The organism is Clostridium neuense, assembly GCF_045310695.1.
Lineage (GTDB): Bacteria > Bacillota > Clostridia > Clostridiales > Clostridiaceae > Clostridium_S > Clostridium_S neuense.
In genome coordinates, this window is the sequence record NZ_JBJIAA010000005.1 from 129,537 (window position 1) to 142,975 (window position 13,439).

General features: G+C 32.9%; 10 protein-coding genes. 8 read left to right on the top strand and 2 right to left on the bottom strand.

What is annotated here, in order from left to right; all coding sequences use genetic code 11:
- The first annotated feature begins 126 nt into the window (after positions 1–126).
- From ACJDT4_RS07245 to ACJDT4_RS07275, 7 genes are all read left to right on the top strand, one after another.
- Positions 127–1,068, top strand: a complete 942-nt coding sequence (locus ACJDT4_RS07245; protein WP_406787011.1) for an ABC transporter substrate-binding protein — start codon at positions 127–129, stop codon at positions 1,066–1,068.
- Positions 1,069–1,609: 541 nt separating this feature from the next.
- Positions 1,610–3,127: a sugar ABC transporter ATP-binding protein gene (locus ACJDT4_RS07250; protein WP_406786881.1), complete on the top strand. Its 1,518-nt coding sequence runs from the start codon at positions 1,610–1,612 to the stop codon at positions 3,125–3,127.
- A gap of 1 nt (position 3,128) precedes the next feature.
- The gene (locus ACJDT4_RS07255; RefSeq protein ID WP_406786882.1) at positions 3,129–4,172 is read left to right on the top strand and encodes an ABC transporter permease; all 1,044 of its coding nucleotides are present in this window, start codon (positions 3,129–3,131) and stop codon (positions 4,170–4,172) included.
- On the top strand, positions 4,169–5,173 hold the full coding sequence (gene yjfF, locus ACJDT4_RS07260; RefSeq protein ID WP_406786883.1) for a galactofuranose ABC transporter, permease protein YjfF: 1,005 nt from the start codon (positions 4,169–4,171) through the stop codon (positions 5,171–5,173). Before ACJDT4_RS07255 ends, yjfF begins: the two co-directional genes overlap by 4 nt.
- A gap of 295 nt (positions 5,174–5,468) precedes the next feature.
- Positions 5,469–7,232, top strand: a complete 1,764-nt coding sequence (locus tag ACJDT4_RS07265) for a cache domain-containing sensor histidine kinase (RefSeq protein ID WP_406786884.1) — start codon at positions 5,469–5,471, stop codon at positions 7,230–7,232.
- A gap of 210 nt (positions 7,233–7,442) precedes the next feature.
- A complete protein-coding gene (locus tag ACJDT4_RS07270; protein ID WP_406786885.1) occupies positions 7,443–8,726 on the top strand; it encodes an L-cysteine desulfidase family protein in 1,284 nt (427 codons plus the stop codon).
- An 807-nt stretch (positions 8,727–9,533) separates the two neighbouring features.
- Positions 9,534–10,349, top strand: coding sequence for a sulfite exporter TauE/SafE family protein (locus ACJDT4_RS07275; protein ID WP_406786886.1), 816 nt, complete (start codon positions 9,534–9,536; stop codon positions 10,347–10,349).
- A 96-nt stretch (positions 10,350–10,445) separates the two neighbouring features.
- Here the strand turns inward: ACJDT4_RS07275 and ACJDT4_RS07280 are convergent, their stop codons facing one another.
- Positions 10,446–11,897: an NADP-dependent glyceraldehyde-3-phosphate dehydrogenase gene (locus ACJDT4_RS07280; RefSeq protein ID WP_406786887.1), complete on the bottom strand. Its 1,452-nt coding sequence runs from the start codon at positions 11,895–11,897 to the stop codon at positions 10,446–10,448.
- Between the two features lie 193 nt (positions 11,898–12,090).
- Between ACJDT4_RS07280 and ACJDT4_RS07285 the strand changes: the two genes are divergently transcribed.
- A complete protein-coding gene (locus tag ACJDT4_RS07285; RefSeq protein WP_406786888.1) occupies positions 12,091–12,375 on the top strand; it encodes a DUF4491 family protein in 285 nt (94 codons plus the stop codon).
- 415 nt (positions 12,376–12,790) lie between these two features.
- On the opposite strand, the gene hsp18 is transcribed toward ACJDT4_RS07285, so the two are convergent.
- A complete protein-coding gene (hsp18, locus tag ACJDT4_RS07290) occupies positions 12,791–13,237 on the bottom strand; it encodes a heat shock protein Hsp18 (RefSeq protein ID WP_406786889.1) in 447 nt (148 codons plus the stop codon).
- Positions 13,238–13,439: the final 202 nt, after the last annotated feature.

A 13,439-nucleotide genomic window follows, 5' to 3' on the forward strand; every position in this document is an offset into this window, starting at 1 on the left:
ATATTGCAAATACAAAATTTGGCAGATGACTATAATAGAAACTGTAAACGTTGCAAATAAAATATAAAATTAGGGGGAATTACAATGAAATTAAAAAAAATAATGGCATTTGTTACTGCTTCGATTATGGTCACTGCCTTGTTTACGGGCTGTGGAAGTGCATCCACAAGTGCAAGCTCTGGAGGAAAGAAAAAAATAGTTCTTGGCTTTGCTCAGGTTGGTGCAGAAAGTGGATGGAGAACTGCAGAAACAAATTCTGTAAAGGACATACCTAAAAATAATTCTGACATACAGTTAAGATTTTCTGATGGTCAGCAAAAACAAGAGAATCAAATAAAGGCAATAAGATCCTTTATAGCTCAGAAAGTAGACGTTATAGCGTTAGATCCTGTAGTTGAAACTGGTTGGGATACTGTTTTAAAGGAAGCTCAGGATGCAAAGATACCAGTAATAATTGTTGATAGAAGTGTAAATGCCTCTAAGTCCCTGTACACTGCATTTTTAGGTTCAGACATGGAAGAGGAGGGCAAGAAGGCAGCTAAAATAGTTATAGATCACTTTGGAAAGGATAAACCATGCAATATTGCAGAACTTCAGGGAACTGTTGGTTCTAGTGCAATGGTAGGACGTCAAAAAGGTTTTAATGAAACCATTAAGGATTATACAAATATTAAAATTATAAAATCAGAATCTGGAGATTTTACAAGGGCTAAGGGAAAAGAAGTAATGGAAGCTTTTCTAAAATCCGATGGTAATAAAATAAATTGTTTATGGTCTCACAATGATGATATGGGTGTTGGTGCTATTCAGGCAATAGAGGAGTACGGCAAGAAGCCTGGAAAGGATATTTTTATAGTATCTGTTGATGGTATTAAAGATATGTTCCAGATGATGAAGGACGGAAAGACAAACGGTATAGTTGAATGTAACCCTCTGCTTGGACCTCAGCTTGCTGAAACTGCTAAAGCTATAGTAAACGGAAAGCATGTAGAGAAGTTTGTAAAATCTAAGGAGAGTGTATATTTACCTGATCAAGCAGCAAAGGAATTGCCAAATAGAAAATACTAAAAGTGCGAAGTAACATAAACCAATAGGGGTTTGGGCGTTTAGCCCATGTGATTCTTGAACTAGATAAAAGTATTCTCTTAAATAATTCTATAAATCTTGGTGGTTATTTAAAAAGAGTGGTTGCTTTGGGTTCTAGAAGGATAATGGGCGAAGCCCAAACCCCGCGCATGTTTATACTCGCTGAAAAGATGCTCAGACAATTGAAATATCTAAGTATTTTATGATTTTTGAACTAAGATTTATTAGAATTTTTTTAAATCGTTCCTTCAGCAATGTTACTTCGCGCCCACGGGGGTTCAAGGAAAAAATTCCTCCGTGCCTACGGAATTTTGGGTGGAAAATTTTATGATGCACAGTTCACAATGCACAATTAAGGGGGATTTAACTTTCGTTTCACTCAGCTAAATCTTAGAACTTATAGTGTCAGCTGCGCTGAGCACTATAGTTTAAGATTTTTCAAAGCGTAGCGGAGAAAAATCATCCTTCACTGTGAACTGAATCAATTGTCCTTTTATTAAATAAATATAGGGAGGAAATTTTTATGGATAGTAAAGAAGTTTTAAAAATGCGGGGAATTTGTAAGTCTTTCCCTGGGGTTAAGGCTTTAGCATCTGTAGATTTTACGTTGAATAAAGGTGAAATACACACACTTATGGGAGAGAACGGGGCGGGAAAATCGACTTTAATAAAGGTTCTCACAGGGGTTTATAAAATAGATGCTGGCACTATAGAGTTGAATGGAAGAAATGTAGTTATAAATTCTACGGAGGATGCTCAAAAAAATGGTATAAGCACAGTATATCAGGAGGTTAATTTATGCCCTAATTTAAGTGTGGCAGAAAACATTTATATTGGAAGAGAGCCAAGGAAGAAGTTTGGAATCGATTGGAGTACCATGAATAAGAATGCTGAAGAGCTTTTGCTTCAAAGATTAAATTTGAGGATAGATGTAAAAAAACTGCTTTCTTCTTACTCTGTTGCAATTCAGCAGATGGTTGCCATAGCACGTGCAGTAGATATTTCAAGAGGAATATTAATACTGGATGAACCAACCTCTAGTCTTGACAGTGAAGAGGTAAAGCAGCTTTTTAATGTAATGAGAAAATTAAAGTCTGAGGGAATGTCTATTATATTTGTAACACACTTTCTTGATCAGGTATACGAAATTTCAGATAGAATTACGGTGCTTAGGAATGGTCAGCTAGTTGGAACATATGAGGCAGATAAATTAAGCCGTATAGATTTAGTTTCAAAAATGATAGGAAAGGACATTAAGGAGATAGAAAAACTTAATGACATATCAAAGAAGCTAAATAGAAAATTTGAAAGTGGAAATTTAATTGATAGCAAAGACTTTGGAAAGAAAGGCTCCATTGAACCCTTTAGCATTGAGATTAAAAAAGGGGAAATACTTGGGCTTGCCGGGCTCCTTGGTTCTGGGAGAAGTGAACTTATAAGGCTTTTATTTGGAATAGATAAAGCCGATCATGGTTATATAAACGTAGGGGGAAGGAAGTATTCTTATATATATCCCAAAAAGGCAATACAGGAGGGCTTTGGTTTTTGTCCTGAAGACAGAAAGGTAGAAGGAATAGTTGGAGATTTAACCATAAGGGAAAATATAATAATAGCTCTTCAGGCAAACAGGGGAATATTTAAGTATTTACCTATGAAAAAGCAGCAGGAAATAGCGGATAAGTATATAAAGCTTTTAGGAGTAAAAACCCCAAGCATGGAACAGAGAATAAATAACTTAAGCGGAGGTAATCAGCAAAAGGTTATTCTTGCAAGATGGCTTGCTACAAACCCACAAATTTTAATATTAGATGAGCCAACAAGAGGAATAGATATAGGTTCAAAGAGTGAAATTCAAAATATCATTTTAAAGCTAGCAGAAGAAGGAATGACAATTATATTTATATCATCAGAGCTGCAGGAGATGATAAGATGCTGTGATAGAATACTGGTACTAAGAGACAGAAAAATCATTGGAGAATTAAAAGGCGATGACATAGAAGAGAGCAACATCATGGAAACTATTGCAGAGGGAGGCAAATAAAATGGAGGAAGGAAAACAAATTAGTATTATTAAAAGATTCTATAAATCATCTGTGTTTTGGCCTTTAGTGTGCTTAGTTCTACTTCTTATATTTAACCTTATTATAAACCCTGGCTTCTTAAATATAAAAATTAAAAATGGGCATTTATTTGGAGACCTTATCGATATATTAAACCATTCTGTACCTTTAATGCTCATATCTTTAGGGATGACTATAGTTATTGCAACACAAGGAATAGATATTTCTGTAGGCTCCATAATAGCAATTAGTGCCTGTGTTGCGGCAACGGTACTTGCAAGCACTAGCAATGTATTTGCAGCAGTTATAGCAGGAATTATAGTTGGTATAATATGCGGCATGTGGAATGGAATGCTGGTGTCTTTTATAGGAGTTCAGCCTATGGTAGGAACTTTAATCCTGTACATTGTTGGTAGAGGAGTTGCCCAGCTTATAACAGGAGGGCAGATATTAACCTTTACTAATAAGTCTTTCATATTCATTGGAACTGGATATATTGTAGTTCCTTTTGCAGTATATATAGCCATTGTATGTGTACTTTTGATGTACTACATCATGAGAAAAACTGCATTGGGACTATTTGTTGAATCCATAGGTATAAATAACACTGCCAGTAGATATTCTGGAATAAATTCAAAAAAAATTATTTTCTCACTTTATGTTATATGCGGTGTCCTTGCTGGGATAGCAGGAATAATAATATGTTCCAATATTAAGAGTGCAGATGCAAACAATGCTGGACTTTGGATGGAGCTTGATGCAATCTTGGCAACAGTAATAGGTGGAACCTCTATGAATGGTGGAAGATTTTATCTTGGAGGTACAGTAGTAGGTGCTTTATTTATTCAAACCTTAACAACTACAGTGTACAGCATGGGAGTAGCACCAGAGGTTATTCTTGTGGTTAAGGCCATTGTTGTAATTGTAGTGTGCCTTATACAGTCGCCAGACTTTAGAAAGATGCTTACCAAAAAGTCAAAACCTAAAAGTAATAATTACAATGGAAAGAAGGTGGCTCAAGTATGAGTGAGGTTTCAATTAAAAAAAGGAGATTTAAATTAAACACTGCGTATATACCTATTTATGCTACAGTTGCTTTATTCTTAGTATTATTTATTATTGGCTCTGCACTATATCAAGGCTTCTTTTCCTTTCAGGTATTTTCTAATTTGTTCATAGATAATGCTTACCTTATAGTAATATCTATAGGGGAAACTTTTACAATACTTACAGCAGGAATAGATTTATCCGTAGGAGCAATGATTGCTTTTGTAAGCATGATTACAGCAGCTATGCTAAAAAATGGAGTCAATCCCTTTGTGGTAATAGTGTTTGTATTAATAGTAGGAATTGTTTTTGGAACGGTACAGGGAATTTTAATACAAAAATTTAAACTTCATCCTTGGATAGTTACTTTGGCAGGAATGTTTTTTGCAAGAGGCGCAAGTTATCTCATAAGTATTAACACAATAACTATAAATAACTATACTTTTTCAACCATTTCAAGACTTAGAATTCCAATTGCACCTGGAGCGTTTATTTCAATAAATGTAATTATAAGCCTAGTAGTTCTAATAGGAGCTATGTATCTTTTGAAGTATACAAGGTTTGGGAGAACAGTGTATGCAATTGGAGGCAGCGAGAACTCAGCTATGCTTATGGGACTTCCAGTTGCAAAAACCAAGATTCTTGTTTACACCTTTTCTGGATTTTGTTCCGCTTTAGGTGGCCTTTTATTTACCATATATACTTTATCTGGCTATGGACTTCACTGTAATGGTACCGAAATGGATGCAATAGCAGCCTGTGTTATAGGTGGCATCATACTTACAGGGGGATTTGGATATGTCATAGGACCTCTATTTGGTGTACTTACCACAGGAATAATACAAAGCTTAATAATGTTCAACGGAACACTTAATTCTTGGTGGACAAAGATAGCAGTAGGAATGCTTCTTTTTATATTTATTGCTCTTCAAAGAGTTATAGTAATTAGAAATGAAAAAAAGAAGGAAATCCATACGTAAAAGATTAGAGTAGAGAGTAAAGAGTAGAGTAAAGGATGATTTTTCTCCGCTATGCTTAGAAAAATTTAAAACTTAATGCTTGCGCATGGCATAAAAAACAGTGCTTAGCGCAGCTGAACCAATTAAGTTCTAAGATTTACCTGAGAGAAACGAAAGGTAAATCCACATTCACTCTACTCTTTACTCTCTACTCTCTGCTCTTAATATTAAAAAATTACTTGTGAAATTGTATTATATGTAATTTTAATCTTTCAGCTGTATTTATACATATTTATTTAAATTTGGGAGGATTAAATTGAGTACTGTTAGGAGAGTATTTTTAAACGGCAAAATAGGAAACAAGCTTGCAATATATTTTTTATTGGTAATACTAGTGCCAACGGTTACCATAACAACCCTTGGTAATTTGATGTATAGAAAATCAATAATAGAAGAGCAAAATGCAAGCACAAAACAAATGATACGAGAGATAAGTAATAATATTGATTTTTACATAAAGAACAATGAAAATATAATTACATATTTGTCCGATGATCCTAGGATTTTAAGCTTTATAAATTTAAAGGCCCCAAATCACGAAGTTGAAGATGAGGCAAATAGGACTATATTAAAGTTTTCCTGCCTTCATCCGGAGATAGCAGGTATAATGGTTGTTTCTAGCAAGGACACTTACGCCAGCGACATAATGTATAGAATATCGAGGGATCCACTTGTAAATGAAGAATGGTACACAAAAGCAGCTCAAAATCCAGATAAACTTCAAATATTTAATAGGCCGCTTGGAAGAAATGTTAATAATGTTTTTCAATACTGCGAGGATGATGTGGTATCTGTATCTAAGGCTATAGTTGATAAAACAAACGATAAATGCATTGGAGTAATATTGGTAGATATAAAGGTTAATGTTATAAAGAGTGTTATAGAAAATATAAGGCTTGGTCAAAATGGATTCGTTTATATTGTAGACAAGGATAATAAGATAATATATTCTCCTGTAAATAAGGTTGTTTATAGAATAGAGGATGCTTGGATAGGTAATGATGGAAATAAAATATTAGTTAAGAATATAAAAGGAAATCAGTACGAAATTATGAGTGTAGTTTCACCTTATACTAAATGGAGAACAGTAGGAGTTTTTCCTATAGAAGGTGTGGAAAGGATAGTTAAAAATATAAAATATTCATCACTTGTAATTGCTTTAATCACGCTTATAACTGCTGAAATGCTTGCTATATTTTTTACCAAATCAATAGTAAATCCAATTACGGAATTAAAGGGGCTTATGAAAAGGACAGAGCACGGAGATTTTGATGTTTATTTTAATCCCAAATATGAAGATGAAGTGGGGGAGCTTGGAAGTGCTTTTAATCACATGGTAAAAGAAATTAAAAAGCTTATAAAGCTTGTTCAAATAGAGGAAAAAAATAAAAGAAAGGCAGAAATAAGTATACTACACGCTCAAATAAAACCTCACTTTTTGTATAATACCCTAGACACAATACAGTGGATGGCGCAGGAGCATAGGGCATCAGAGGTTGTTTTCATGGTTAACAATTTAAGTAATATTTTAAGAATTGGACTTAGCAGCGGAGCTGAAATTATTAAGGTTAGACAAGAGATAGAGCACGTTAAAAGCTATCTCGCAATTCAAAAGGTGAGATATGAGGATAAGTTAAACTATGAAATGGATATTTCTGAGGAAATACTAGATTTAAAGGTAATAAAGATAACCCTTCAGCCTTTAGTAGAAAATGCTATATATCATGGAATAAAGGAAAAAAGAGGAGCAGGCATGATTTATATTAAAGGGCAAATTAAAAATAATAAGCTGAATTTTGTAATTACGGACAATGGGATCGGCATTAAGTCAGAGAAGCTAAAAGAAATAAATGCTGTAATTAAAAACACTGTCAGCTTAAATAATAGTTCTTTGGGATACGGGATATTTAATGTAAATGCAAGGATAAAATTAACCTATGGAAACGAATATGGAATAGAATATTCAAGTAAATACGGCAGCGGAACAACTGTGAATGTATGGCACCCCCTAATTAAGTGAAGTTAAGGAGTATTCATTGAATATGTCCTACTAGTATGATATATTTAAATTATGTGATAAATAATTATCATGCAAATAAATGATTATTGAACAATTAATATTTATTTAGTATATAATTAGTTATAATGGATAATTTGCAATTTAAAAGCACATTTGCTTATAAATTATCAAACAATGTCTTTTGTAGCTTTTAACAAAGGGGGAAAATTCATGTTAGAAAAAGAAATATCAGTATTACTTAGAAGAGAACTTGTAGTAGCACTTGGTTGTACAGAACCTATAGCCATTGCACTTGCTGCTGCCGCTGCTGCTAAATATGCTAATACAAAGGAAAATAACATTGAAAATATTAAACTTTTAGCTAGTGGTAATATAATAAAAAATGCAATGTCTGTGAATATTCCTGGCACGGGGAGCTGTGGAATAAAGCTTGCAACAGCACTTGGGGTTGTTGTCTCTGATGATGAAAAGGGACTTGAAGTACTCAGTGGACTTTCAAAGGAGCAGATAGAAGCTGCAAAAACTATGATAAGGAATGGAATAATATCTGCTGATTTATCAGATAGCACTAAAAAATTGTATATTGAGGTAATTGTACATACTACAAAAACCTATGCTAGGGTAATAATAGAGGATTCTCATACTAACATAGCATTTGTTGAGGTAGATGGAAAGGTAATAAAAGATAATCGTTCAAATAATTGCTCATCTGAGGAAGATGAAATAGGAAGTAAGCTTAGTATTGATGTTATATATGACTTTGTAAATAATTTTGATATAGACAAATTTGATTTGATAAAACAAAGTATAACACTTAACAGGGCTATAGGCTTAGAAGGACTTAAAAATTCTTATGGTCTTGAAGTTGGAAGGACTATTAAAAATCAAATAGATAGCGGAATTATTTCAAATGATATAATAAACTATGCTATGGCGCTAACCGCTGCTGCTTCAGATGCAAGAATGGCTGGATGTACTTTAAGCGTTATGAGTAATTCTGGAAGTGGAAACCAAGGCATTACTGCTACGCTCCCTGTAGTGGCCGCTTGGGAAAAGTTAGACATGCCATATGAGAAGCTTATAAGAGCTGTTGCTTTAAGCCATCTTATGACTATTTATATAAAGATAAAGTTTGGAAGGTTATCTGCACTTTGTGGTGCTACGGTTGCAGCAACTGGTTCAAGCTGTGGAATAGTTTATCTTTACGGTGGAGATGAAGCTACAATAAAATCAACTATTCAAAATATGCTTGGCAATATAACAGGAACCTTATGTGACGGGGCAAAAGCAGGTTGTGCATTAAAGGTATCAACTTGTACAAATGCAGCTATGCAATCTGCAATTCTTGCACTTAGAGGAAATACTATAAAGTCAACGGACGGAATCATAGAAAATGATGTGGAAAAAACTATTGATAATGTATGTATGCTAGCTAACGAAGGTACAAGACAAGCAGATAAGATTATTTTAGATATTATGCTTAATAAGGAATAAAAAAAGAGAAGTAACATTGACTTGGAACATTAAATAATGCTAATAAATCTAAGATGATAAATCCTAAAATTCTAAGAGAATTTAATAACTCGCTATCACTCAAACAGATTAAAATCTCTAAGACTTTTACGATTTATCATCTAAGCTTTATAAAGCTTTATTTAAATTGTTCCTTCATCAATATTACTTCTCTTTAGGCGTAAAACAAGGAAAAAATTCCTCCGTATCTACGGAATTTTAGGTGTGAATCTTTATAGTCCATTATTTAAAGGGTTTATCATCTTAGATTTATTTAATATCTCAAATCAATATCACCTCGCTAAATTCCAGTTTGTAGGTTTATCCTTAGAACTTATAATTTAACTTAGAGTACAGAGTACAATTAAGGTTGACTTTCTTCCGTTTCACTATAGAAAGTCTTAAACTTATGCTGGCGCCAATTTTTTAAAATTACCTGCTTTTCTCGCTTAGCAAAGCTAAGAATCGTTAGTTATAATTAAAGATTTATCTGAGAGAAGTGAAAGATAAATCATCCTTAACTGTCAATTGTCCTCTGATTAAAGTATTCAAAAATCACTTGTAAAATTATAACATTAGTGATTTCAACCTTTCAGCTTGTTTATCTATATTTACAATTTTATGTTTAAGTTTATATGTTTGTTATTTTATTAAATGTATACTTAGGAGCGTTTTGTGAAAACATAGCAAAAGCAGATAATTAATAAGTAAGGAATAAAAGGTTAAATATGTTGTGATTATAAGCTTGTAAGTATTTTTGAAATTATTCCATATTTAGAGGTGACCTTTATGATGAATTTTTTGTTCTTAATCCCCATAGGGTTATTAGTTGGAGGATTTGGGACTTTAATAGGTGCAGGTGGAGGCTTCATTCTTGTACCAGTTTTACTGCTTTTGTATCCTCATGAAAAAGCAGATGTAATAACGGGTATATCGTTAGCAGTAGTATTTTTTAATTCTCTTTCTGGTTCAATAACCTATGCTAGACTTAAAAAAATTGATTATAAATCAGGTATAATATTTGCTATTGCAACGCTGCCAGGCTCTATAGTAGGTTCTCTTGTTACATCGTATGTGCCAAGGAGAATGTTTAATAAGATATTTGGAATAATGATGGTTATAATCGGTGTGTTTTTAATGCTTAAGAAAGGAAACAATGAAAAAAAGGAGCTTAAAGGCAAAAAAAATTATACTACTAGGACATTAATTGATGCTGATGGAGTTAAGTATGTATATTCATATAATCCTACAGTAGGAATAGCCTTAAGTGTAATTGTTGGATTCATATCGAGTTTTCTTGGGATAGGTGGAGGTATAATACATGTACCAGCACTTGTTAATCTTCTAAACTTTCCTGTTCATATAGCAACGGCAACCTCCCATTTTATTTTGGTTATGATGTCTTTATCAGGAAGTCTTGTTCACTTGTTTAGTGGAGTGCTTACGCCGGGATTTCTAAAAATTGCAGCCTTAGCAATAGGTGTTGTTTTTGGAGCTCCAATTGGTGCAAAGCTTTCAAAGAGGCTTAAGGGAGAAATTATAATAAAAAGTCTTGCAGCAGCTCTTGCTTTAGCGGGTATTAGAATATTTTTAATGGCACTTTGATTAAACAAAGTTATTAAATTGTAGCGTTTCCTTGTAAATCACCCTGCCTTGTTACACACTATATAACAAGGCAGGGTGATAATCCATATAATTTCTTTATTTTATATTTAGTACTATAGCTTTAAGTCTTGTCATAGCCTCAATGCTGTAACGTATTCCCTGACTTCCTATGCCAGAGGATTTTACACCTTGGAATGGAAAATGGTCTGGTCCTCTTTCTGGTTTATTGTTAATTTGAACGGTTCCAACTTCAAGTTTACCAGCGATATAAAAAGCATCATCCATATTTTTAGTAAATATTGAAGCTTGTAGACCATATTCTGATTCATTGGCTATTTTAATTGCTTCATCAATGTCCCTTACACGAATAATAGGAAGTACAGGTCCAAAAGGCTCTTCCCACGCAATTCTCATATCTGTTGTAACATGGTCAAATAGTGTTGGATATACTAAGTTTCCTTCACGTTTATTTCCAACAACTAACTTTGCACCTTTATCTAAAGCATCATTAATAAGTTCTTGAACATAGTCTGCGGATTTATTACTTATAAGTGGAGTTACTTTTCCTCCATCTTCTGGCTTTCCTACCTTTAGTTTTTTAACTCTTTCGGAAACAAGTGCTGTAAGCTTATCTGCAACTTTATCTAAAACTAAAACTCTTTTTACAGCAGTACATCTCTGACCAGAATATCCGTATGCTCCCGAAACTATATTATCAGCAGCTTCTTCAAGGTCGGCGTCTTCAAGAATAATTGCAGCATCCTTTCCGCCAAGCTCCATAAGTACAGGAACCATCTTTGAAATTTCTGATATGTGCTTTCCTACCTCTGTGCTTCCTGTAAAGTTTATAAAGTTAACTAGCTTGTGAGTTACTAGATAATCGCCTATTTCAGAGCCTCTTCCTGTTACAGTATTTAAAACTCCTGCTGGAAGTCCTGCGGCATTAAAGATTTCTACCAGATGAAGTGCACTTATAGCACCATTGGTAGGAGGTTTTAATATAACACTATTACCTCCAACTAAAGCAGGGGCAATCTTTGAAGCAGATAAGTTAACAGGATAGTTAAAAGGAGATATAGCTAGAACAACGCCTAAAGGTACTCTCGTTACTAAGGATACTTTATTTTTTTTGAAACCAGGAAAACTATCGGAGCCTATGGTTTCACCTTCAAGATGCATCCCTTCATCAGCAGTGAATCTTATAAAATCTGCAGTTCTTACAACCTCTGATAGTGATGAATCTAAGTCTTTTGAGATTTCTCTTGATAAAATTTTTGCAAGCTCTTTTGCATTTTCTTCTAATAAATCTGCAGCTTTATGAAGTATTTTAGAACGCTCATTTACAGGGGTATCAGCCCAAGCCTTTTGCGCCTTTCTTGAACCTTCAAAAACTTCATCAACCTCTTCTTTTGAGAGTGCTTGAAGTTTTCCTATGAATTTTCCATCTACTGGTGAAGATATTTCTATTGTATTTTTATTTTTAGCTTCAACCCATTTTCCGTTAATGAGATTTTTATAAACATTATTTTGGGATATATTTTCGAACATGAATACACCACCTAACTTTAATAATTAATATTATTTAATAAATATTATCTTTAGTTATATATTACCACTTACAAAAAATATTTCAATAGAATTTTATTGAAGCTTAATATTTATTTGATATTTACAGTATAATTAAATTGATTATTATTTATTCATACGTTTTTATGTATGAGTAATTTGGGGAGAGGATATATTGAATAAAGATGGAATTATAATTGGAATTGCTTCGTTTTTAATAATTGGAGTTTTTCACCCTATTGTGATAAAGTGTGAATATTATTTTACAAAAAAGATATGGCCGCTGTTTTTGGTCTTGGGAATAATATTTGCCGCAGCTTCTTTGTATATTAAAAGTACAGTTTTATCTGCCATAATTGGAGTGATCGGATTTTCTTGTTTTTGGAGCATTGGAGAAATTTTTAACCAAGAAAAGAGAGTTGAAAAAGGCTGGTTTCCTAAGAATCCAAACAAGAAGTAAATTAAATCAGTTCACAGCTAAGGATGATTTTCTTCCGCTTTGCTACAGAAAATTTAAAATTTATTTTTGGCACCATTTGTAGATAAGATATTATTGCATTTGTTCGGTCAACAATAATGTTTTTTATATAATGTATTATACGAATTTATATATAATGACTGTACAAGTTTACATCCAAAATTCCGCAGATACGGAGGAGTTTTTTTCTTGCACTTACCGTGAGGGAAAAGTAACAATGCTGAAGGAATGATTTAAAAAGCTTCTAATAAATCTTGGCTCAAAAGTAATAAAATACTTAGATATTTCAATTGCTTGAGTGTTTTTTCAACGAGTTATTGAAATATCTTAGGATTTTATTACTTTTGAGCCTTAGATTTATAGAAGCTTTTTAACATGACGAAGCATTATTACTTTTCTAGTGTATGTCTATCTGTCTTCTATTTTCTTTTCCTTTTTCTTTCTTTGGAAGAGTTATTTTTAAAACTCCATCAGTAAATGAAGCATCTACTTTGCTTTCATCTACATTATCAACATAGAAGCTTCTTTTAAATTCTCCATAGCTTCTTTCACGCCTTACATAGTTGTCTCTTTTATCTTCTAATACATCTTCTCTTTTTGCTGATATAGTTAGGTAATTATTTTCATATTCAAGAGAAATATTTTCCTTCTTCATTCCTGGTAAATCTGCTTCAACTAAATATTGGTTGTCATCTTCTTTAACATCTACTTTAAAACTGCTGTTATTGAATACTGCTGGTGCAAAGAAATCATCTGAGAAAAAGTTATTAAAGAAATCTTCGAAATAATCACCTCTTTTTGCTACACTATTGTTATTTCTTCTAAAAGGAACCATTCCAAACATGTTAACAACCTCCTAATAATTTTATATTTTTTATTTATATAATCATAGTAAAGCATATATGCTTCACTATGTTGTTGCCTCATTTCTGTTTACATGTATATAATAGCTTAAAGGTCAAAGAAAGTCAAAATCAGAAAAATAATACTAGAATTAGATTTTAAAAGAAAACTTGAGATTGAGAAGTGCAAATTATTTTTAGTAA